This is a genomic window from Arthrobacter rhizosphaerae, assembly GCF_023062595.1.
Lineage (GTDB): Bacteria > Actinomycetota > Actinomycetes > Actinomycetales > Micrococcaceae > Arthrobacter > Arthrobacter rhizosphaerae.
Window position 1 is genome coordinate 95,344 of the sequence record NZ_JALLAN010000012.1, and the last position, 23,810, is coordinate 119,153.

Below are 23,810 nucleotides of genomic sequence, written 5' to 3' on the forward strand. Positions count from 1 at the left end.
CAGTATTCGGCACCCAGCGCCGATGCCACAAATTCGTACATCATGGATGAAGGACAGAACAGCATGACGGGTGAGCAGCGCAGCTCCGGATGGTACGCGGGCAGCGACAGGAACAGTTACATTCCGAGCGTGGACGCACCGCGGCAGCGGCCCGGGGGACGGTTTCGACCGACGCCCGCAGATACCGGTTTCGAACACGCCTTGGGAGATGATTCCCTCGTCCCTCCCGGCTCCGAGGCGATGACGGGTTCCCCGCACAGGCTCCGCGTAAACCACCTCGAGCGACCCCTGGGACTTCTCCAGCGGCCGCTCCTATCCTGGGCACTGCCGGCGGGAACGACTACACAAAAGGCGTATCGCATACGAACGGCCGGGGGGTGGGATTCGGGCATGGTCCGATCCTCTGAGCACCTCTTCATTGCTTACGGCGGCCCGGCTCTTCATTCCGGAGAGCGGGTGGAGTGGCAGGTTATGGTATGGACTGATGCAGGCGCTAGTGACTGGTCCCGAACGGGACAGTTTGAAGCGGGACTGCTGCAGCCTGAAGACTGGCAGGCACACTGGATAACTCCCTCCGATCTAATTCCAGCACCAGCGGGGGAGCGTCCCGCACAACTCATCCGTAGTGAATTCACTGTCGATCGAGAGGTTCTCTCCGCGCGCCTACACGTCACCGCACACGGGCTCTACGAGGGCTTCCTTAATTCGGCTCGCATAGGCGATGACGAGCTCACCCCGGGGTTCACCCAGTACCGCGAACGACTCCAAGTACAAACCTACGACGTCACAGCGTCCCTACAGCCGGGACGCAACTCGATCGCATTCCTCTTGGCCGACGGTTGGTACCGAGGCCAAATCGGTTACTTTCGCGCGCACGATCAATGGGGCACTGAGCTCAGTCTTCTGGCGCAACTGGTAATAGACCACCAAGATGGCCCTTCAACGGTAATCGGAACTGGCGAGGGTTGGCGCAGCACTGTAGGTCATATAACCGCCGCCGACCTGATAGCAGGAGAACAATGGGACCTGCGCAGGTTGCCACGCGGGTGGGCGGAGTGTGGGTTCGATGACTCACAATGGCATGACGTTGCCGTGGGGGACATCGATGTGAGCAGGCTGGTGGACTCCCCTGCTCCTGCAGTTCGTCGCGTACAGGAAATTCGTCCCATCTCCGTCACTCGACTCGACAAAGACCGTCAAATCGTCAATCTGGGACAAAACATCAACGGCTGGACCCGCCTGTCCAGGCTCGGTCCCCCAGGCACCACGGTCCGGCTAGTTCATGGGGAATGGCTGGACGCGGAAGGCGACGTCCTGACACACAACATCGCTCCGGACTATCCCGAACTTAGGCCGGCCGGGCAGGTAGACGCGGTTATTTCGGCAGGACACCCTGGAGATGTTTTCGAGCCGAGACGAACTACGCACGGCTTCCAGTACGTCCGGGTCGAGGGCCATCCTGAAAATCTCACCGTGGACGACGTAACAGGTGTCATGGTCCACACCGACATGCAGAGAACAGGTTGGTTTGAGTGCAGCGACGAACGCCTGAACAAACTACACGAAGCAACGGTCTGGAGTTTGCGGGGTAATTCGTGCGATATCCCGACGGACTGTCCCCATCGAGAGCGCGTTGGCTGGACAGGAGACTGGCAGCTTTTCATTTCCACTGGTGCCTTCCTCTACGACGTAGCAGGCTTTTCCAAAAAATGGCTGAGGGACGTCGCTGCTGATCAGACTAGCGACGGCACGGTACTTCACTTCAGTCCCATGGCACCGTACGACGCCGAGCAAAGCCCGGTCAGGGTTTTCTCAGGATCAGCAGGATGGGGTGATGCCTGCGTGATCGTGCCGTGGGCGTTGTACTCTGCGTACGGGGATCGGGCAGTGCTTGAAGAGTCCTGGCCGATGATTGCCTCCTGGTTGGGCCGAATCGAGCGGATCGCTCGGAACAAGCGTCACCCTGAGCGTGCCCTGCTACGTCCGTCCCCGTTGCCGCATGAGCGTTACCTGTGGGACGGCAGCTCCCATTGGGGTGAGTGGCTGGAACCGGGGCAGGAGATAGTCGATCTGGACGAGCATGCGCAGCGCGATCAAGGGCACCTAGCCACCGCCTACTACGCTCACAGCGCGGGCCTAGCCGCTCGCATCGCAGAGGTCCTCGGTAAGAGCGTGGAGTCTGAGTACTACCGCGGTCTGGAGTCGGGCGCGCGCGAGGCTTGGCAAAAGGAGTACATCGGACGGGACGGGTTCCTTACACCTGATACGCAAGCCAATCATGTCCGCGCTCTTGCATTTGACCTTGTGCCTGCCGCCATTCGCGCCAGGACGGTGCAGCGGCTTGTCGAACTTGTTCGAGAGTCAGAAAATCATTTGGCGACAGGTTTCCTCGCGACACCTTTTCTGCTTCCTGTACTGGCCGAAGCCGGTCATCTGGACCTCGCCTACTCCCTGCTTCTGCGGGACACTGAGCCTTCTTGGCTGGTGATGATCGACCGAGGGGCGAATACCATTTGGGAGAACTGGAACGGGATCACGGCGGACGGTGAGGTGAACGCTTCGCTCAATCACTATTCGAAAGGGGCAGTGGTCTCATTCCTGCATCGGTACGTAGCCGGACTGGCGCCACTTGAGGGTGAAGTTGCATGGCGACGCTTCCGCGTCCGCCCGAGGCCCGGAGGCAACGTCCAGTGGGCAAGGGCTCTCCACGACAGTCCTTACGGTCTTATCGAGTGTGAGTGGAGACTTTCCGGGGACCAGCTACATCTCAAGGTGGTTGTGCCGCCAGGTACTGAGGCCCTGATAACGATGCCGAGCGGGGTGGAACAGGTGGCGGGTCCGGGCAGGCACGTCTTCACTGACTGAGGTTTCATTGCCAGCGAAAGTTGGTCCTCACCAATTGACGCTGCACCCGCAAAAGCCCTTCGCACCGTTAGCACATGAAGGCGCCCGGTCATCTGCCGCGGGTGCTTCACGCAAGAACGGTCCTGCCTAGGCAGAACCCTGACCAGTCAGAAGGACTACAAACTATGAGGCAACTCCCACAGCAGTACTCTGAGGGTATTCCTGGTGCCCAGCGCAACCCGGTTCTTCCCCCTATCCATCACATACCTGATGGGGAGGCGCGCGTAATGCCGGACGGCCGGCTTTATGTATATGGCAGCTACGACACGATGGACAATTGGTACTGCTCCGACCGTTACCATGTGGTCTCAACGTCTGACTTTTGCGAATGGACCGTGCATGACGTCGCTTTTCGAGGGGAGCAGGTGCCGTGGTTTCCTGACCCGGCGGGCTACGCCGAGACCGTGCCGGCCAGTACCATTCTCTCGGCAGCTGTGGAGGAAGGTGCTGACATGCCGTCTGACCTTGCGAGTTCCCCGCTGCTGTACGCTCCTGATGCGGTAGAACGAGACGGCGTCTATTACCTCTACTTCTGCATGGCCGACGGCAGCGAGGGGGTCGCGACTTCAGACCGTCCTGAGGGGCCGTTCGTTGATCCTAAGCAAATTCCTGCCCGCGGCATCGATCCGGCTGTCTTTATTGACGACGACCACAGCGTCTACTTCTACTGGGGCCAGATTCGTGCCCGCGGTGTACAGATGGACAACGACATGACGTCCTTCAACCCGCAGGAAGTTGTTGATGACCTGGTTACAGAGGCCGAACACGGGTTCCATGAGGGGCCCTCTATGCGCAAGATAGGCGATCTGTACTACCTGGTGTTCTCTGATGCGACCCGCGGCCGTCCCACCGCACTCGGCTACGCTACGTCTGTCTCGCCTCTCGGTCCGTTCCGCTACGGGGGCATCATCGTCGACAATGCTGACTGTGACCCTAACTCATGGAACAACCACGGATCGATCGAATGCTTTAATGACCGATGGTACGTCTTCTACCATCGCAGTTCCCGGGGTGGGCGCTTCCATCGTCGTCTCTGCATTGAACCCCTTCGGGTGCTCGAGGACGGGAGCATCCCGGAAGTTCCCATGACGTCACAGGGGGTAGGGGAGCCATTCTCTGCCGACGAATTCGTCGAGGCCTTCCGCGCTTGCGCGATCAGCGGGGGAGCCCGCATCGACATTGGGCGGAACGGGGAGGAGTACCTCACTGGCATTCTCGACGGTGACGAGGCGGTATTTCGTTACGTGCGCTCAGCGGAAGGATTCTCGTCCATCAGTCTTGAGCTCGAAGGGGAGGGCGAAATTGACGTATTTTTGGGTGAAACCCACCTGTGCAGGCTGCGAGGGACCGGTGGCCGGCGGTTCTATCGAGGCCTCTTCCCACGCTGCATGGCTTCGCAAGAAGAACTCAAGCTAAGAGCACACCGTTCCGTGGACCTATCAATTTGGGGCTGGGAACTGGGCGAGTAAACACAATCCACACGCTGAACCCTTCACCTAACCGTCTATCTATCAGAATCCAGCTCGTCGCGCATTCTCGCGCCAGGCGACCCATGTTCTACGCTGCAACACCTTGTGATATGGAAAAGACACCGTTACTGAATCCAGCGTCAATTCCGGTCCGCCTGCTAAATCCACGACAGGCCGGCCACGCCACCACGCCGCCACCCGGCGGCCGCCTCAGACTGGCGTCCTGGCGGAAACGGCAATTGATGCACGCGGCACCTGGGCAACTTTGGCCCCCGCTGCGTTGCCATCTTTGCCCTAAATCAGAGGCGCGGATCAATGTGCATTTTCGGGCCCGCGCCGGAGCCTTCAGGCCGCTCCCCTGAGAGGATGCCGGCAACGCCGTCAAGCCCCACCGTCTTTGCGACAAGCGGCCTCGGATCGACTGAGCCGGAGGCGTACAGTTCGATGGTTCCGGCCAGTCCTGGCGACGCACTCAGGATGCCTACGGCGGTGACATCCTTTAGGGCCAAAGTCCGGGTATCAATCATGCTTGGGCTGCCCGCAAGGCCAACATAAACGACGCGCTTTCCGGGTTCGACCAGTTCGAGTGCTTTTGCCGGCAGCGCGGGAGCATTGGAAGCATCGATCACGGCATCGAAAGGCAGATCTGGCAGGTCGTCGGAAGCCCAGACACCGTCAAGTCCAAGGGTTTTGGCGAATTCCAGTGACCGTGCGGAGCGTCCCATCAGATGCACTTCAGCGCCTTGGGCCTTGGCGAAAAGTCCTGCCAGCAGTCCGATTGTTCCCGGCCCGAGGATCAGGACACGATCTCCTGGCTGCAAGTCGGCTCCCTGGACGGAGCGCAGAGCGTTGCCTCCGGGCTCTACCAAAGCGCCGAGAACTTCGTCAACGGTGTCCGGCAGTTCGTGCAGGGACGTCACAGGCACTGCGAGCTGCTCGGCAAGTGCCCCGTGGAAGCCTCCGCGGATCCCCAGTTCGTACCGGTGCTCACAGACATGTTGATTGCCGTTGCGGCAGCGGCGGCATAGGCCGCAACCCAGCATGGTGTCTCCAGTGACCCTGCGGCCAAGCCAGCGGTTGTCTACGCCTTCGCCCACAGCCGTAACGGTTCCACTCCATTCGTGGCCCAGCCGGATCGGAAAGCGGGCGTGGCCCTCGTGGAGGTATTGCATTTCTCCGGTGAAGAATTCAACGTCTGTCCCGCAGACTCCCACGCGTTCGACGTCGATAATTGCCTGCCCAACGTTTGCCGTGGGAGGGCGCACGTCTTGAACTTCGGCGTCCCTGGGTCCGTTCAGTACGAAGGCTCTCACAGTGGTCTACCGGGGCGCCAGGACGGGCTGGCGCTGAGAGCCGAGGCCCTCGATGCCGAGTTCCATTACATCACCGGGCTTGAGCCAAATTTGAGGTGTGAATCCCATGCCGACGCCCGGGGGCGTCCCAGTGTTGATCAGGTCTCCGGGTTCCAACACAAGGAACTGGCTCAGGTAGTGGACGATGAAGTACGGGTCGAAGATCATGGTAGATGTGGAGCCATTCTGGCGTCGGACACCATTGACATCCAGCCACATGCCGAGGTCCAGGACGTCGTCGATCTCGTCCGGAGTGACAAGCCACGGGCCGGCGGGATTGAAGGTTTCAGCGGACTTTCCTTTTGACCATTGGCCGCCGCGTTCGATCTGGAAAGCCCGCTCGCTGACATCGTTGACGACGACGAAGCCGGCAATGGCCTCGCGGGCATCATCCACGCTGTTCAGGTAGCTGGTCCGCTTTCCGATGACGATGCCGAGTTCGACCTCCCAGTCCGGTTTGGTTGCCCCCCTCGGGATGCGTACTTCGTCATTGGGGCCCACCAGGGTGTTCGGGGATTTGGTAAACAGGATGGGTTCTTCCGGCACGGCCTGCCCCGTCTCTGCCGCGTGATCGCTGTAGTTCAGGCCAATGCACAGAATCTGGTGAGGCCGCGCAATCGGGGCCCCGATCCGTTCACCGGCAAATTTCGTTACGTTTCCCGCGGCAACTCGTTCGGCTACGACACCTTTGAGCTTGGCTATGCCGTCGTTGCCAAAGAACGCTTCGTTGAAGTCTGCGACGCTGTCTGACACATCGACGTAGTGAGTGTCGCTGATCAATACGACCGGCTTTTCCGCTCCGGCGTCTCCGATTCTCATGAGGTACATGGTTGGTTCTCCTGTGATGTCTGTGTGGTATTGATCTGGTGGCTGTGTGTTAAAGGTCGGACGCCGCGGTGGTGCCAGCCCCGGACCAAGGGCTGCAGGGGTTGCCCGTTACGCCTACATGGGCAGTGAAGAGCCGTCCTGCGTCCGGGTAGGTCTCGAAGTCGGCGGGGGAAAGATCCCGCGATGCCGTGGTGATCAGCAGCAGGTCCAGTTCCGGGCCAACGAACGCGACGCTGGAAGGGTGGGGGCAAGGGACCGTCACCGTGTTTTCGTGTTTGCCCTCCGGTGAAAATGATCTGATCTCACCGACGCCCCAGATGGCGACCCAGAGGTTCCCTCGGGAGTCAGTGCAGATTCCGTCCGGAAAGCCATCGGTGATGCGGATGTGCTCTCGCCTTGGTCCCACGGCCCCGGTGTCCGGTTCGTAGTCGCGAACCCAGATGATCCCCGGGACAGTGTCCGTGCTGTAGAAGAGACGGCCATCGGGGGACCACGCCAGACCATTGGAAAGCGACAGGTCGTTATCGATGCAAGTGAGGTCTCCGCTGTCCTCCAGCCGGACCAGGACTTCTTCCCCTGTGCGCTCATCCAACGGGAGGGTACCTATCAGGAATCGTCCTGACGGGTCGCAAGCTCCGTCGTTGGTCCGGCTGGATGTACCTTTGGGCACGATGTTAGGGCCCGGGATGGTGTCTCCAGCGGAGGTGACGAAGAGGAGTTGTTCCTGTCCGGCGACGAGCAGGTCGCCGCTGGTGGACCTGACGGCGGAACCAACGGTGCCGTCGAAGTCGTGGCGCTTGGTTTGCAGGACTGTGTCACCTTGCAAATGGCCTTCGAAGACTTGTCCTTTGACGATGTCCACCCAGAGGACTTCTTCGGTGGAGGCGTCCCACACAGGCCCCTCAGCCAAAACGTGCCGTTCGACGGAAGCCACGTTGGCCGCATATGTTGTCATGAGATTGCTTCTTCGTATTGGCCCGCGATGATCTTTCGAATGATCGGAAGATCAGTAAGCAGCGTCGCCAGCGGTGTGCGGTAGGCAAGGGCGCTGATACTGATGGCTCCGGTTGGCACACTGGGGGAAGATAAGTAGACGGGCAGGGCAACGCAGTTGACGCCGGGCTCGTTTTCCTGGGCGTCCACGCTGTAGCCGCGTTGGCGGACAAGCGACAACTCGGCGTCGAGCTCCTCCGCGGTAGCGGCGGTATGTTCGGTCCGCCGCTCGAGGGTCCGCCCTCCCACCCAATGACGCACTGAATCCAGATCCGGAAGTTGCAGGGCAAGCAACATCTTCCCCACACCTGTTGCATGGGCAGGGTTCCTTCCCCCCACAGTGGAGGAGAGCTTCATTGCGCCGACGCTTGGATCGACTTTGGCCCTGTAAACGACGTCATGACCGTCCAGGACGGCGTAGTGGGAGGTTTCACCGAAACGTTGGGTCAGCTGTTCGAGGATCGGCTGCACACGAAGATGGTCAGGCCGTGCTTCGTGGTGGGCAAACGCGATCCGCAAGAACTCGTCTCCCAGAACATAATGGCCATGCCCGTCCTGGCCTGCCAGGCCTGCCCGGCGCAAAGATGCCAACGCCCGGTGCACCGTGGGCTTGGCTCCGTCAATTCGCTTCGCCATTTCGTCAAGGCTGATGCCGGCCGGATGACGGCCAAGCTCAAGCAGGACTGCGAGAACCCGGTCTGAGCCCACGAGTCGTTCATCTTTCCCGGCGGGGTACGTTTCTTCCATATGTTGATCTTAGTTTCTATATCTGGAATGACATTTTAGTATGTTGCCCGACCGCCGGAGATGTCATAAACCGCTCCGGTGGAGAAGCTGCATTTGTCTGACGCGAGCCAGGCAACAAGCTCTGCCACTTCCTCGGGGCGGCCTACTCGGTTCATGGGTATAAGGCTGGTGATGTGGGCGAGTACGTCGGGGGCAGTTGAGGCATTCATCGGTGTATCGACGACGGCGGGGGCGATAGCGTTGACGAGTACGCCCTTCTTTGCAAGATCCTTGCCCATCGTTTTGGTTAGCCCGATGACGGCTGCCTTTGTTGCCGAGTAGGCTGCCATGTTCGGGTTGCCGTCTTTACCTGCCATGCTGGCGAAATTTACGATGCGTCCCCATCCTGCTTCAGCCATTGACGGCGCAAACGCACGGCAGAGATTGAAGGTCCCGTCAACGTTGACAGCGAAGGTGCGCTTCCATTCGTCGTCGGTGACTTCCCAGAATGGCTTGTTGGGCCCGACGATCCCGGCGCTGTTGATGAGGATGTCGATCGGGCCGATATCGGCGGCCGCACGGCGGACGGCGTCGGCGTCTGAAATATCGAGGGTGACGTCGGCGCCATCGGTGATGTCAATGGTGACAATCTCGGTGCCGTCTTCGGCCAACCTGGCCGCTGTTGCGGCCCCCAAGCCGCTGATGCCGCCTGTAATGACTGCTTTCCGGATCATGATTTGAGTGTCCTTTTACTAGGAAGTGATGCGGCGGGCCGCAGCGGTTTTGGTAACTGGTACTTCTGTAGGTGAAGTGACAGAAGCGAGCAGTTCGAGAATGTGCTGGTACGGGTGTCCGGTGGCTCTGGTCATGCCCAGTTCACAGGTTCGGTTCAGGGAAGCGTATGCGTCAAAGTTCCGCCCGTTGATGGACCGGGCCTCTCGTGCTGTGGCTGAGGCGGTCAGTTCGGGATGGAGCATTCCCCTGTCGCCGGCGAAGGCGCAGCATCCCCAGTCTTCGGGGATGACGACTTCTTCTGCGACTGCTGCCGCAACTCTGCCGAGAGCCGCGTTTAGTCCCATGCGCGTGGACGAGCAGGTGGGGTGCAGGGCCAGGCTGCCGATCTTTTTGCCCGGCGGCAGGGCGGGAAGCACATGCTCATCTACAAATGCGACGGCGTCGACAATGCGCAGGCGCGATTCGTCCGAGACGATAGTGAGCAAGGTTTCAAGGCCTTCGGTGCATGAGGCCGCGTCGCACAAGATGGGGAGCTCGCCGTGGCGGCTTGCTTCCCAAACAGCAGGAAGGACCTTGTCGCGCATCCTTTCATAGCCGGCGGTCATGCCCTTGGACTTCCACGGTGTACCGCAGCACATATCCCCAATGCCATCGGGTATTGCCACGGAGATTCCTGCCCGCTCACATAGCGCAAGGAACGCGCTTGAAACACCCCGCCCATCGGCCGCGGGACCGAACATCGTATTGATGCAGGCGGCCAAGTACACTGCTTTGGGTTCGGAGGCCCGCAGCGGCTGGCGGCGGATACCACCTGCTGGCAAGTCCTTGTCCCAGCGCGGCACCCGGTCAGGGCCTGCCAACCGGCGCCCGGCCTCGGACGCTGCAGTAACAAGGGGTGCCGGTAGGCGTTTGATGGCCGAAAGGGTTAATCCGCCAACCTGCGCGACGCTGCCCCAGTTGCCTGCGGCGGCTTTCCAGCCCGCGCTTTCGATGCCGTTGCTGCTTTCCGCCCGGAGGCGCTTCACTAGCTGTCCGGTGTCAATCAGGACAGGGCATGCTGTCTGGCACATTCCGTCGACAGCGCAGGTTTCAACTCCGTCGTAGCGGTATTCGTTCTCAAGTTCGGCTTTTAGTGCGGTGTCGCCGGCTTGCTCTGCCCTGGCAATCTCACGCCGCAGTACGATGCGTTGGCGTGGCGTGAGGGTGAGGTCTTTGCTGGGGCACACCGGTTCGCAGTAGCCGCACTCCACGCAACGGTCGACCTCGGGCTCCACCGTTGGCGAGGTCTTAAGGTGGGCCATATGTGATGCCGCGTCATCGTTGAGCAGGATTCCCGGGTTGAGGAGTCCGAGCGGGTCGCACAAACGTTTGATTTCGCGCATCACCCCGTACAGGCTTTCACCGTACTGACGGCTGACAAAGGGAGCCATGATCCGGCCCGTCCCGTGCTCGGCTTTGAGAGTTCCCCCGTTGGACAGCACGAGGTTGACCATCTCTTCCGTAAACGCGGCATAGCGGTCAAGCGTGGACTGACCGCTTGCCGGGTCGAAGTGCTCGTTGAGCAGGAAGTGGATGTTGCCATCCTTGGCGTGACCGAAAATGACGCTGTCCTCGTAGCCAAAGCGCTCGAAGAGGGCCACCAGGCCCTCGCACGTGGGCAGAAGATTCTCTACCGGTACCGCGATGTCCTCCAACAGTGCGGTTGTGCCGCTGGGGCGGTTGCCGGCAACCGTAGCGTACAGACCTTTCCTGATGTGCCAGAACGCGGCCCGCTGGACCGCATCCGATGACAGGGCAGCCGGCCGGACCAGGGGCAGGGACCGAAGCAGGTCTGCCGCGGACTCCATCCGGCGCGCCAGTGCTACCTTGTCGGCTTCCTGGAATTCCACCAGCAGCGCGGCGTGCCCATCCACATGGATGGAGCGGAGGGTTTCGTCCGCTTCGGGATCGCGCTGGGCGACCCGCAATGATGTCGCATCCAGTAGTTCAATGGTGGCAAAGCCGGCCGCGACCAGTGCGGGCAGGCTAGCGGTGGCCGCGGAGAGGGAGGGGAAGTAGAGGAGGTCAGTGGCAGTGTGCGGCTTGACCGGGACGGTGCGGAAGGTCGCTTCGGCAATGAATGCCAGCGTTCCTTCGCTGCCAACAACCAGGTGGAGGAGGATGTCGACGGCCCGTTCGAAGTCCAGGAAGGAATTCAGCCCGTAACCCATGGTGTTTTTTATGGAGTACATGCGCCGGATTCGCTCAACGTCGGTTGCATTGGCAAGGAGGTCGGCGCGCAGGGCCAGGAGGCCCGCGTGAAGGGCAGGTTCCCGTTCGCGCAGGTAATCGTCGGCGTCGGGGTGACTGGTGTCGATCATCGTTCCGCTAGGCAGGACAACCACTGCGGACTCGATGGTGCGATAGGAGTTGAATTCCGTGCCGCAAGCCATGCCGCTGGAGTTGTTCGCAATGACGCCACCGATCGTGCAAGCGGCTTCGCTGGCCGGATCGGGCCCAAGTTTGCGCTTGTGCATGGCAAGGCGTGCATTTACCTGGCGCACGGTTGCCCCTGGCTGGGTCCGTACGTGCTCGCCGCCGTCGAACACATCCACAGCCCGGAAGTTCCGCCGCGTATCGATGAGGATGCCGTCAGTCGAGGCCTGGCCGCTCAGGCTTGTACCGCCTGAGCGAAAGGTCAGCGGTACTCGGTGGCGTGTGGCTCCGCGCAGAAGTGCTGCGATTTGAGTGGCGCTTTCGGGGACAACGACTGCGCGGGGCGTGAGCAGGTAGTGGGAAGCGTCGTGGGCGTGCGCGAGCCGGTCGGATGCGCGTACACGAACGCCGCCCGGAACGGCGCATTCCAGTTCTTCAATCAGTGCCGTGTCCACTCCCGGGAGGTGGGAGCGATGGGTGGAGCTAGTGCGACTCACGTGACACCTCGGGACCGGATGACCCGAGGAGGAAATCCATGTCGACGCCGGTGTCTGCTTGCAAAACGTGGTCGACGTAGAGCCGTTCCCAGCCGCGCTTTGGGTTCGCATAGCCTTGCACTGTCGCGGCGTTGGGTGTGCGGGCGGCCAGTTCCTCGGGCGCGACCTCCATGTCGAGGAGGCGCTTGTGGACATCGAGGCTGATGATGTCGCCGGTACGTACCAGCGCAAGGGGTCCGCCAGCAGCTGCTTCGGGAGTGACGTGAAGGACCACCGTTCCGTAGGCCGTGCCGCTCATTCGCCCATCGCAGATTCGGACCATGTCGCGGACGCCCTTTTCGAGCAGTTTTTTTGGCAGCGGCATATTCGATACTTCGGGCATGCCCGGGTACCCCTTTGGCCCGCACCCGCGCAGGATGAGCACGGAGTTCTCATCCACGTCCAGGTTTGGGTCGTCGATCCTGGCGTGCATGTCCTCGATGCTGTCGAAAACGACCGCAGGGCCCCTGTGTTGCATCAGGTTGGCGGAGGCAGCGGAGGGTTTGATGACAGCTCCTCCGGGGGCGAGATTGCCCCTTAGGATGGCGATGCCGGCTTCGGCCTGCAGGGGAGCGGAGCGCCGGCGGATGACGTCTTCGTCCCAAATGCGTGCCTCATCGAGGTACTTCACGAGCGGTTGACCGGTCACGGTCAGCGCTGCGGGAGAGAGCAGGTCTTTCACTTCGCGCAGCACGGACAGGAAGCCACCCGCCCGGTGCAGGTCGTCCATCAGGAACTTGCCGGATGGCTGGAGATTGACAAGCAGGGGGACTCCCGCGCCGGTGCGGTCAAAGTCGTCTATCGAGAGTTCTATGCCCAGCCGTCCGGCGATCGCCAGCAAGTGTACGACGGCGTTTGTCGAGCCGCCGATTGTAGCCAGGGCGACGATTGCGTTGAGGAAAGACTCCTTGGTCAGGAGCCGGCTTGGGGTCCGCTGATCGCGGACCATCTCCACGATGAGGCGCCCGGTCTCGTGCGCGCCGGCGAGGAGGTTGCTGTCGATGGCGGGTGTGCCGGCCAGCCCGGGCAGCACCATGCCCAAGGCTTCGGCAACCAGGGCCATGGTGGAGGCCGTACCCATGGTGTTGCAGTGCCCCCGGCTCCGGATCATGGAGGACTCGGATTTCAGGAACTCGCGGTTCGACATCTCCCCGCCACGGACTTCTTCGCTGAGGCGCCAGACATCGGTGCCGCAGCCCAGGGGAGTGCCCCGAAAGGTGCCCGTGGCCATAGGGCCTCCGGGGACGACGACGGCAGGAATGTCCACCGACGAGGCAGCCATCAGCAGAGCGGGGATGGTCTTGTCGCAACCGCCCAAGAGCACCACGCCGTCGATGGGGTTTGCCCGCAGCATTTCCTCGGTCGACATGGCCGCCATGTTCCGCCAAAGCATGGCTGTAGGCCGGACCTGGGTCTCTCCTAACGAGACAACGGGCAGGTTTAGCGGGACCCCTCCGGCTTCCCAAATGCCCATCTTGACGTGCTCTGCAACCTCGTCCAGGTGTGAGTTGCAAGGGGTAAGGTCGGAGGCCGTATTGGCGATGGCGATTTGGGGTTTACCGTCAAATGAATCTTCGGGAAGACCTCGACGCATCCAGGCACGGTGGATGTAGGCATTGCGGTCATTGCCCGCGTACCACTGAGAGCTCCGTTGCTCGCTCATGAGCCAACTTTCCATTATTTGAACTACGAATCTACTATATTGAATATGAAATGCGGGTTGGTGTCCAGCGCCAGCACCCTGCCTCACGCTTGCGACCCCTTGGGTTGGCGGTTACTATGACGTAGAACGTTGCACGACGCTTGCATCGTATCGTCAAGTCCGGCGCCGTGTCGTCCGGCGCGGTGGGCCAGCCCGCCGTCTCCGGTTCAGGGAGGCGGAGCTTCGGCGACCGGCAGAACTAATGGCGGATCGAGGACTTTTCATGAGCACGCACGTGACCAACCCATGGATGAACGGATCGCTGACGGCGGCCGAACGCGCTGACCTGCTCCTAAGGGAGTTGAGCCTGGACGAGAAGATGGCTCAAGTATCCTGCTACTTCCCGACCGACATTACGAAGGTTTCTGACTTCGGTGAACGTTTTCCGCATGGTATCGGTGAGGTGTCCACCCTCGAAACCCGTTCGGCGCTAACGCTGGACGAAGTGACCGCGTTCCAGCGCAAAATTCAGACCGAGGCGATGGACCGCTCTGGACACGGCATTCCCGCGATCTTCCACATGGAAGGGGTCTGCGGCGCCTACCTGCCGGGTGCAACGAGCTTCCCCTCCGGACTGGGCCGCGCGGCGAGCTGGAACGTCGACATTGAACGCGAAGTAGGCCAAATCGTCGGCAGACAGCAACGAGCCTTGGGCATCACGCATACACTGGCTCCGGTGCTTGATGTATCACGTGACCCGCGTATGGGACGTCAGGGCGAGACGTATGGCGAGGACCCGTGCCTCGCGGCTGCTCTTGGAGTCGCGTACACACGTGGACTTCAGAGCGAAGACGCCGATGGTCGCCGCACGGAAGCAGTTGCGAAGCACTTCGTGGGCTCGCACCACACGGAAGGTGGCATCCACGGCGCACACTGCAACGTCCCCGACCGCCTGCTTGTGGAGGTGTACAGCAAGCCCTTTCAGGCCGCTATCACCTTGGCGGGGCTGCGCGGTGTAATGCCTTCTTACAACTCGGTGGCCGGCGAGCCCGTGTCGGCGTCCGCCGGGCTGCTCACAAGGTTGTTGCGGGAGCAGATGGGTTTCGACGGGCTGGTCGTCTCGGATTATGGGGCCGTGGGAAACCTCCACACAGTCCAGCGCGTCGCCCAGTCCCCGGCCCATGCTGGTCTGGCAGCCCTACGTGCGGGCATGGACGTGGAACTCCACGTGCCGCAGGGTTTCGGCCCCGGTCTCCGGGATTGGTTCGCTGAGGGACAGGCCGACATAGCGCTCCTTGATCGGGCTGTCCACCAGGTACTGACGGCCAAGTTCCGCATGGGGCTCTTCGAGTACCCCTTTGCCCCGGACCCCTCTGACCGGGACAGCTCCTTCGAATCGTTCACCGACACGGCAGTGGCGGTACAGTCAGCCCGGGAGTCGCTGGTCCTGCTCCACAACGACGGCGCGCTCCCATTGCAGCAGGATCACCGGAAGATAGCGGTGATCGGCTGTCACGCGGTGACTGCCCGGTTTTTCTTTGGTGGTTACACGCATTACTCCATGGCGGAGGGCAAGCTGGCCGCCAATTCATCGATGGCCGGCCTCGCCACCCGCAGTGAAGATATCAAGACCTTCACGAACAACATTCGGGGCACCACCATCGAGGCGTCCGATGATCCTGCCTTCGAGGAACTTCTGCAGAGCCAACAGCCGGGCATACGCAGTCTGCTCGAAGAGCTCCGCATCCGAATGCCTAACACGGAGATAACCTGGGCGTACGGCTATCCATTCGCCGGAAGCGACGACTCCGGCTACGACGATGCCCTTGCCCTCGCCGCCGATGCCGACGTTGTGCTCCTGACGCTCGGCGGGAAGCATGGCACGGCATCCATCGCCTCGATGGGTGAGGGAATCGACGCAACGAACATCAACCTCCCGCCTTGCCAGGACAACCTGATCATCAAGCTCGCACGGTTGGGCAAGCCGATAATCGGCGTGCACTTGGATGGCCGGCCGGTGTCCAGCGACGCCGCCGATAGCCACTTGGCGGCACTCCTGGAGGCGTGGAGTCCGGCCGAGGGCGGCGCCGAGGCTATTGTCGACGTCCTAACCGGCGCCCATGGGCCAAGTGGGCGGCTTCCCATCACCATCGCCCGAAACGCAGGCCAGGTCCCGGTTTACTACAACCACCCCTCCGGATCCGCCTGGCATCAAGGCGAGAGCATCGGTTTCCCCGACTACGTCGATGCGCCCCACACGCCGCGATACTTCTTTGGACACGGGCTGTCGTACACCACTTTCGACTATGCCGGTCTGACCCTCTCTAAGCGTGAAGTGGAGGCCGTCGACACCGTAGACATCTCGCTCACTGTGACGAACACGGGGGACCGGTCGGGAACCGAGGTCGTGCAGCTTTATTTGAGCGATAGGTTCGCTTCAGTCTCCAGGCCCGCTCTGGAGCTCGCGGGATTCCAGCGGGTTTTTCTGGAACCGGGGGAGAAGGCTCAAGTGGACTTTCACCTTGATATCAGTCAGGTGGCTTTCCTGGACAGCGAAATGTGCTGGCGGGTCGAAGCCGGAGACTTGGATGTCCTGGTGGGCGCCTCCTCGCACGACCTGCGGCTGAGCGACACTGTGTCCATCATCTCAGATGCTCTCGTCGACGGGAGGACCCGGGGTTTTTATGCCCGGTGAGAACGGCTGAGGTGCTTTGGCATGACTATGAGTAGTTCCAAACCTGCCGGGACAAGTACAACGTCCCGGCAGGTTGATCGTGCTCCTCGGCACTCTAGGTGCATGGACCAAAGACGTTGGTGACACCTAACTGGAAATGATGGTCGACGCCGAGGGAATGCTAAGACTTTTACGTTCGGACAGCCGTCGCTTGGGCGGTGGTTCCTCGTTCGATCAGCCTTGGGACAATGACGTGATGCACTGCCTCGGTTCTCCCGTTAATCCGATCAAGAAGCAACCGAGCTGCGATGGCGCCAGTGTCGGCCCCTGATTGGTCTACCGTTGTCAGCGAAACGCGCTGCAATCGGCTAGTAAAGATGTTGTCGTAGCCAGCAACAGAGAGGTCGTCCGGGATGCGCAACCCCCGATCCTCAGCTGCTCTTAGAACACCAAGGGCGGCGATATCCGCACCGGCAAATATTGCCGTTGGCGCATAGCGCCTATCGAGGGCCTCAAGCGCGGCTTGATGGCCGCCCTCTTCTGTGAATCCAGGGACTAATACGTCCGGTGTAAGGCCATATCTTTTCATTGCTGCCTCATAACCATCACGGCGGGCAATGTGTGAAGGCACATGCGGTCGCTGCAACCCGCCCGAGGAATGGCTGATATGCATGATGCGCTCGTGGCCAAGGTTAACGAGATGGTCAACGACAAGTCCCGCTCCCTGGTGATCATCATCCACAACCGTGTCGAAATGATCGGCACCTCCGTGCCGTGCAATGACGACCATAGGGGTTCTTGCTCCGATGCTTTCCAGTTCAGCGTGGTCCAGGGCAGGGCCGATCAGAATTAGCCCGTCAACCTGTCGATCAACCAGCGCCTCGATGCTACGGCGCTGACGCTCTCGCGACAGGCCAGCGGCGACTATCACATCCTGGTATGGGCCTTGTTCAAGCTCGGTGCCTATGCCTGTAGCAAGTTCAACCTGGAAAGGCGCCGACATCTGCACGAGCACTACACCTATGGTGAATGACCGGCCACGCATGCCGCGAGCCCCTGCATGTGGTCGGTATCCCAATCGATCTATCGAAGTGGACACCTTTCGCTTCATCTGGGGGCTCACGCCACTCGCGTCGCGAATGACTTTGGACACTGCCGAGACGGAGACGTTTGCGTCGCGTGCGACGTCTTCAATGGTGACGCGCCGAATCGGGGGTGCACTGTGCTCAGTGCCTGAATGGACTTCCGTCATGTCGGTCATGCCGTTTCTTCGTGCCGCCTTCCCTGCTAGGTCGATCGACGTTGATGAGCTGTTGGGATTGCGGGGTGCGGTTGCTTCATCTGTACTGCAACGTTACCCAAGTTTCTTGCAGAAAGACCTATTTCGCTTGACCACCGGCAAGAGTCGATCCTACAGTTGCGTAGAACGTTGCACAAACCTTTCTCGCCAGCTGCCGATGAGCACGGCAATCAGGGGGAGCCCTCAGGAGTGTCTGACAACCGAGAATAGGAGAGAACTCGCATGGTTTCAGCTGAACGGCCTTCTGCGCCCCGGTTTGAGCACCGGACGGAAGATTCAGTCGTGCTCGGCCTAGGTGAACCCTCGCCCCGACTGTCATGGATCATTCCGCAAGCCAGCGAGCGATTTCTGCAGACGGCGTACGAACTTGAGATTACGCGCGGTGAGTCGTCAGTGGAGAGATTCACTGTAGCCAGCAACGAACAGCTCTTTGTCAACTGGCCCAGCGCGCCCTTGACCTCACGTGAGCGAGTCACCGTCCGGGTCCGCGTCGCCCACGACTCCTACTGGAGCGAGTGGAGCGATGAATCAGTCGCCGAAGTGGGGTTGCTGAACGCAGAGGACTGGAGTGGCCAGTTCATTAGTCCCAAGGGACTAGGGGCGTTGGACACCAGCGCACCAACTTTGTCCGGCTGGTTTGAGGTCCCCCGGGGTGCCGCGAAAGCGCGTTTATACGCAACGGCACACGGCGTATACCGTGCGCATTTGAACGGGAAGCCGGTCAGTGATGCAGTTCTGGCGCCGGGCTGGACGAGTTATGAGCACCGACTTCGGTACCATGCGTATGACGTGACAAGTCTTGTCCAGGATGGCGCGAACACCCTTGATTTCACTCTCGGGAACGGCTGGTACAGAGGTCGTCTTGGCTGGGAAGGTAAGCGAGCCGTCTATGGCGAACGACTGAGCCTGCTCGCCCAGCTGGAGGTCACCATGGAGGATGGCCGCTGCCTGGTTTTGGCTACCAACGGCGAGTGGGCAGCCAAGGAAAGCGAGATCATTTCGGACGACCTGTACGACGGTCAGCGCACTGACCTTCGGATTGCAGAGGTTCGGGACAGTACCCGTAGAGTCTCGGTAGAGGTCCTTGACGAGGACTACGGACGTTTGGTAGCCCAAGAGGGACCCATGATCCGGCCAACCGGGATACTGCCTGCCCAGCGAATCTGGAGCTCGCCAGGGGGTCACACCCTCGTTGATTTTGGTCAGAATGCGGTCGGATGGGTTCGTCTTCGAGTTCGTGGACTAACAGCGGGTAGTGAGGTAATGGTCCGACACGCCGAGGCTTTGGAGGATGGCGAACTCGCGATTCGCGCTCTGCGTTCGGCTAAGGCGATCGATTCTTACATTGTCGCTGGCGCCAATGTTGAAACCCTGGAACCAGCATTCACGCTGCATGGATTCCGTTATGCAGAGGTCTCCGGAGTCCCGGATCTGCGGCTCGAGGACCTCGAGACTGTAGTTGTAGGCTCAGACTTGCCCCGTACAGGCTGGTTCTCTTCCTCGCACGAGTTGCTTAACCGCTTCCATGAGAACGTCGTGTGGTCGACCCGCGGCAACTTCATTGATGTACCCACCGATTGTCCTCAGCGCGATGAGCGGCTCGGCTGGACTGGTGACATCCAGATCTTCGCACCCACTGCCTCCTTTCTTTATGATGTGACGGGCTTCCTCGCTTCCTGGCTGGCGGACTTATCAGCCGAACAACTTCCGAATGGCTCGGTTCCGCACGTTATCCCGGACGTGATACGTAGTGAATTGATGTCGTCGCCCGCTGCAGCATGGGGGGATGCAGCGGTCATTGTGCCATGGACGCTGTATCAACGCTACGGGGACGTGGGGATCCTCCGTCAGCAGTTTGGCAGTATGAAGGCATGGGTAGACGGAGTGCTTCGCATCGCTGGTCCGGATCGCCTGTGGTCGGGGGGCTTTCAGTACGGTGATTGGCTGGACCCTACCGCGCCGCCCGAGGACCCTTTCCGCGCGAAAGCCGATCCTGATGTTGTCGCCACTGGACACTTGGCCCGATCTCTGCAGATCGTCGCCGAGACCGCCACTCTTCTCGGTCAATTTGAGGAAGCAAAACGATACGCTGGACATACGGAAGAGGTGCGGGCCGCCTTCGCGCAGGCATTTGTCACTCCGTCCGGTCGAGTCCTTTCCGACGCCCAGACGGTCTATGCATTGGCCTTGGAGTGGTCTCTGCTTCCTGATCAGGAGCAGCGCCGGCGGGCTGAACGCCGCCTCGCCGACTTGGTACGCGCCAGCGGCTTTCACATCAACACCGGGTTCGTGGGCACTCCACTGATCTGCGACGCGCTGACGTCAGCGGGCCATCCGGAACTCGCACACAGTCTCCTGCTGCAAACCGGCTGCCCCTCCTGGTTGTACCCAGTCACCAAGGGGTCCACCACAATCTGGGAGCGATGGGACAGCATGCTCCCTAACGGAAGGGTAAACCCAGGTGAGATGACTTCCTTCAATCACTATGCACTCGGCGCGGTGGCGGATTGGATGCACAGGAGCGTCGCCGGTCTGGCCCCGGCGTCGCCCGGGTATCGCACCATGGTCATCCGCCCGCAGCCTCCGGAGGCCCTCCACAGCGCAGCCGCCCGTCACCTCACCCCCTACGGGGTAGCAAGCGTGTCATGGCAGCGGAGACTAGGTCGGTTCCACCTACATGTAACGGTGCCGGTTGGCGCAGAGGCCCGGGTCTACCTTCCGGGCTCCGCGGACTTCTTCCACGTTAGGCACGGGACACACCAATGGAACGTCGCTAGCCCATCCGGCCATCCGTGACCGTCTTGGCGCCGTGGAGTTTAGCGACTCCGACGATCCGGAAGGAGGAAACCAGCATGAAGGAAATGCCCATGCGTGGCAACGCGGGGACATGACGCCACCATTGCAGCGAGTTTCTCAGAATACGTGACGCTCGCGGATGGGATTCCAATAGATAGAACAGAACTCCGACTACTTGACTATGCGATGTAGCTACCCTTACAGTCTTCATGAACCGAGCCGCTGCGCCTGGCCGCAGAACAGGTCGATTGCCGGTTCGCTGTGGATCCGGGACTCGTGAGGTGGCCCCATCTTTGTAGAACGTTATATTTGAGCACTTTGATGCAGTGAGAGTTTCCCAGCCCCAAAGCCGCCGCTAAGGCGCCAACGTCAGAAACGGGGAGATATCTGCAAACGCCCCACACATAGGAAATCGATGACGACGTACGACAGCATTCGGCCAGGCCAGCCCTGGCTTGACACAAATGGACAACGTATCCAAGCGCACGGCGGATCGATGCATGTGGAGGACGGCGTCTTCTACTGGTACGGCGAGAACAAGGCGCGGACTCTGCCTGGCAGCGGTATATGGCATTGGGGGGTGCGTGCCTACTCGTCCACCGATCTCTACAACTGGGAGGACAGAGGCCTGATCATCCTGCCTGTCGAGGACGATCCAGGTTCACCGCTTCATCCCTCACGGTTCATGGACCGCCCACACATCATCTACAACGCGTCCACCAAACGGTATGTCTGCTGGCTGAAAGTCATGGAAAATGACGGCTCCCAGCGGTCCACTATCCTGACCGCGGATTCCTTCCTCGGACCATACGAAATGGTCGAAAGCGGCTTCCGGCCCCTCGGAATGAACGCAGGCGACTTCGACCTGGTCGTAGAGCCAAGCGATGGAAAGGCCTACTACTACTTTGAGCGCGTGCACAGCGAGATGATTTGTGCCGACCTCACTGAGGACTACGCTCAAGTCACAGGCTACTATTCGACGCATTTCCACCTAGCGTCGCCGCCTTTCGTCAGGGAAGCACCGGCTCACTTCAAGCGCGGGACCACGCATTTTCTCGTCACCTCAGGTACCACTGGGTATTTTCCGAACCCCTCGGAGCTGGCCAGCGCGCCGTCCTATCACGGGCCTTGGACGGTACTCGGGAACCCGCACCCTGACGACAAGAGCGATACGTCCTTCCGGAGCCAGATCAGCTGTGTCTTCAAGCACCCTGATAAAGCGGACCTTTACGTAGCCATGGCAGACAGGTGGCGCCCGGATCTTAGTCCCGAAGATTCTGACGCACGGGGACTGTTCGAGCGGCAGTTTGCCGGGACTCCACTTCCCGATGATATCCCTGAAGATCTGAGCATCATTGACACGTCACAGGCCGACTATGTGTGGCTCCCCTTCACTCTTGATGGAGACTACCCAGTGCTGCAGTGGCGGGACGAGTGGCGTGTAGAAGACTTCGATTGAACCAGCGGGCTGATATGAACTGTTGGCTTACAGATGCTGACCGGCTTCCCCTGGCCGGCGTACCGTTGCTCACCTTCGACCGACGCCCAGCTCCGCGCTGGTGATAGGAAACCGTCACATGAATAATCGACAACAGCTTGTGGCCCCGGGCTTTGGGCCTGTTGCTGACGCCTTTTTCGAAACGATTGACGCGGATGGGCGTGCCGGTGCGGCGCTGTCGATCTGGCACGAAGGCGAACCGGTAGTAGACCTCTGGGCTGGAATTGCGAACGGCCGCACCGGCCGTCCATTTGAATCCGATACCCTCTCGGTCGTCTTTTCCTGCACCAAGGGACTTGCTTCCCTCCTGATTGCGGTGCTTGTCGAGCGAGGTGAGATGCCACCGTTTGAATCGACCGTTGCTGATCTGTGGCCAGAGTTCGCGGTGCATGGGAAGGACCGACTGACCGTTGGTGATGTCCTGGCTCATCGGGGTGGCCTTTCTGCGCCACGGAAGGACCTGACACTGGAAACCGCACTGGACAGCCTCGCTCTGGCGGATGAGCTGGCAAGCCAGGAGCCGTTGTGGAACCCAGGGGAAAGCCATCAATACCACACCGTTACCCACGGTGCCCTTACTGCCAAGTTGATAAAGCTTGCCACAGGGCGTACAGCTGGGTTGGTCTTCAACGATGTCATCGCTCAACCCCTCCGTGCTGATGCCTGGATCGGCCTTCCAGAAGAGGAAGAATCTCGGGTCAGCCAACTTGTCGAAGCCCCTCTCCCTGCCCCATCCCCAGCCCCCATGAGCGAAGCCGAACGTGAGTCGGTGTACTGGATAGAGCGGGCCGCCAATGTACTGGGCCAGATTGGTCCGGAGGGCTTCAATCAACGGTCATTCCATCAGGCCGAACTCCCTGGAGTCGGCGGAATTGCATCAGCGTGGGCCCTCGCGAAGATCTGGTCATCGGCTGTCACGACCACGGACGGAATCCGGCTTCTTCAACCACACAGCGTGGAGAATTTGCGCGCCTTGCGTAGTGAAGGGCCTTCGTTCTTCATAGGTGACCCCCCTTACCAGTCCTGGGGTGCCGGCGTGATGGTCCCCTCGCCGTGGCAGCCCTACATGTCATCAACGTCCTTTGGGCACGACGGTGCGGGAGGCCAAGTCGCCTTCGCCGACGCTGAGGCAAAGATTGGTTTCGCTTACGTCACCAACCTGTTGGGGGATTATGAAAGAGGTCAGTCGGTAGTTCGCGCTCTAACTAAAGCCTTGAGGTGACCCCTTGTCAGACCGCCAAGATCATCAGCCGATGCCGCCTCAAGCAGAATTGCCAGTCCGGGGGATTGAACAGTCAGGGACTGCAAACGACCTGTTACCGTCTGTTGCTCCCGGAGTGGACAACAGTAAACGCCCCGCCCGCATCGGAGATGTTGCTGCTGCCTGCGCCGTTTCGGTCACCACGGTTTCCAATGTTCTCAACAATCCTGAGCGGGTCGAGAGATCGACGCGTGAGCTTGTGTACGGAACCATCGCGAAGCTCAACTATGTTCCAAATAGACACGCAGTTGCCCTGCGAAAGGGTTCCCAGGCTAAGCCAAGCTCCGCTAGTAAGGCGGGCCACGGGCCTCCAGAACCGGCGCAATGGGAGGACCGAGCTCCTGTTCAGACGCAAGCACAAAGCCCCCGGGAGAATACCCGAGCCGGTTGGGAGCACTTGAGCCCGGGCGACAAGGTGCAGGTCGTCAGGATGGGTATGCAAGAAGGAACCGCAATGATTGACGCTGTCATGCCGGACCGCTCGGTTATGTGGATCTTGATGTACAACGGCATGGGCAGGACGATGGTCCTTCCAACAGACGATATCGAACTGCTGCCCCCGGACGTGTGATGGTGCTACGGCCCTGGGTACGCGATTTCGACTACAGCCCTGAAGGGCACCAGGACGACCCGACTCATAAAGACTTTTGGAAAAGTCACCAGGTTCTCCGAGCTGGCCAA

General features: G+C 60.5%; 15 protein-coding genes. 7 read left to right on the forward strand and 8 right to left on the reverse strand.

Annotation, left to right across the window (positions count from 1 at the left end; translation table 11 throughout):
- Positions 1-240: 240 nt before the first annotated feature.
- Together MU551_RS16185 and MU551_RS16190 are read left to right on the forward strand one after the other, a co-directional pair.
- On the forward strand, positions 241-2,865 hold the full coding sequence (locus MU551_RS16185; protein WP_443629614.1) for a family 78 glycoside hydrolase catalytic domain: 2,625 nt from the start codon (positions 241-243) through the stop codon (positions 2,863-2,865).
- A 164-nt stretch (positions 2,866-3,029) separates the two neighbouring features.
- Entirely contained in the window at positions 3,030-4,373 is a 1,344-nt protein-coding gene (locus tag MU551_RS16190) for a family 43 glycosylhydrolase (RefSeq protein ID WP_247046308.1), read from the forward strand.
- 299 nt (positions 4,374-4,672) lie between these two features.
- On the opposite strand, the gene MU551_RS16195 is transcribed toward MU551_RS16190, so the two are convergent.
- Genes MU551_RS16195 through MU551_RS16225 form a run of 7 tightly spaced genes read right to left on the reverse strand, consistent with a single transcriptional unit; the run spans position 4,673 to position 13,621 of the window.
- Complete coding sequence (locus tag MU551_RS16195; RefSeq protein ID WP_247046309.1) at positions 4,673-5,638, reverse strand: zinc-dependent alcohol dehydrogenase; 966 nt, start codon at positions 5,636-5,638, stop codon at positions 4,673-4,675.
- 54 nt (positions 5,639-5,692) lie between these two features.
- A complete protein-coding gene (locus tag MU551_RS16200; protein WP_247046310.1) occupies positions 5,693-6,553 on the reverse strand; it encodes a fumarylacetoacetate hydrolase family protein in 861 nt (286 codons plus the stop codon).
- 49 nt (positions 6,554-6,602) lie between these two features.
- Positions 6,603-7,508: an SMP-30/gluconolactonase/LRE family protein gene (locus tag MU551_RS16205; protein WP_247046311.1), complete on the reverse strand. Its 906-nt coding sequence runs from the start codon at positions 7,506-7,508 to the stop codon at positions 6,603-6,605.
- Positions 7,505-8,293 carry an IclR family transcriptional regulator gene (locus tag MU551_RS16210; RefSeq protein ID WP_247046312.1) on the reverse strand — a complete coding sequence of 263 codons (789 nt, stop codon included), beginning with the start codon at positions 8,291-8,293 and terminating at the stop codon, positions 7,505-7,507. The genes MU551_RS16205 and MU551_RS16210 overlap by 4 nt, the downstream gene beginning before the upstream one ends.
- A 35-nt stretch (positions 8,294-8,328) precedes the next feature.
- Positions 8,329-9,006: an SDR family NAD(P)-dependent oxidoreductase gene (locus MU551_RS16215; RefSeq protein WP_247046313.1), complete on the reverse strand. Its 678-nt coding sequence runs from the start codon at positions 9,004-9,006 to the stop codon at positions 8,329-8,331.
- Between the two features lie 18 nt (positions 9,007-9,024).
- Positions 9,025-11,919, reverse strand: coding sequence for an FAD-binding and (Fe-S)-binding domain-containing protein (locus MU551_RS16220; protein WP_247046314.1), 2,895 nt, complete (start codon positions 11,917-11,919; stop codon positions 9,025-9,027).
- A complete protein-coding gene (locus MU551_RS16225; RefSeq protein WP_247046316.1) occupies positions 11,906-13,621 on the reverse strand; it encodes an IlvD/Edd family dehydratase in 1,716 nt (571 codons plus the stop codon). The genes MU551_RS16220 and MU551_RS16225 overlap by 14 nt, the downstream gene beginning before the upstream one ends.
- A gap of 262 nt (positions 13,622-13,883) precedes the next feature.
- On the opposite strand from MU551_RS16225, the gene MU551_RS16230 reads away from it, so the two are divergent.
- Complete coding sequence (locus MU551_RS16230; protein WP_247046317.1) at positions 13,884-16,295, forward strand: glycoside hydrolase family 3 N-terminal domain-containing protein; 2,412 nt, start codon at positions 13,884-13,886, stop codon at positions 16,293-16,295.
- 169 nt (positions 16,296-16,464) lie between these two features.
- Here the strand turns inward: MU551_RS16230 and MU551_RS16235 are convergent, their stop codons facing one another.
- Positions 16,465-17,535, reverse strand: a complete 1,071-nt coding sequence (locus tag MU551_RS16235) for a LacI family DNA-binding transcriptional regulator (RefSeq protein WP_247046318.1) — start codon at positions 17,533-17,535, stop codon at positions 16,465-16,467.
- Positions 17,536-17,796: 261 nt separating this feature from the next.
- Between MU551_RS16235 and MU551_RS16240 the strand changes: the two genes are divergently transcribed.
- The 4 genes from MU551_RS16240 (at position 17,797) to MU551_RS23760 (ending at position 23,700) form a co-directional block, all read left to right on the forward strand.
- Positions 17,797-20,370: a family 78 glycoside hydrolase catalytic domain gene (locus tag MU551_RS16240; RefSeq protein WP_247046319.1), complete on the forward strand. Its 2,574-nt coding sequence runs from the start codon at positions 17,797-17,799 to the stop codon at positions 20,368-20,370.
- A gap of 415 nt (positions 20,371-20,785) precedes the next feature.
- Positions 20,786-21,829 (forward strand): family 43 glycosylhydrolase, encoded by a 1,044-nt coding sequence (locus tag MU551_RS16245; RefSeq protein ID WP_247046320.1) that lies wholly within the window; start codon positions 20,786-20,788, stop codon positions 21,827-21,829.
- A gap of 118 nt (positions 21,830-21,947) precedes the next feature.
- Positions 21,948-23,090: a serine hydrolase domain-containing protein gene (locus MU551_RS16250; RefSeq protein WP_247046321.1), complete on the forward strand. Its 1,143-nt coding sequence runs from the start codon at positions 21,948-21,950 to the stop codon at positions 23,088-23,090.
- Positions 23,091-23,121: 31 nt separating this feature from the next.
- Positions 23,122-23,700 carry a LacI family DNA-binding transcriptional regulator gene (locus MU551_RS23760; RefSeq protein ID WP_504871031.1) on the forward strand — a complete coding sequence of 193 codons (579 nt, stop codon included), beginning with the start codon at positions 23,122-23,124 and terminating at the stop codon, positions 23,698-23,700.
- Positions 23,701-23,810: the final 110 nt, after the last annotated feature.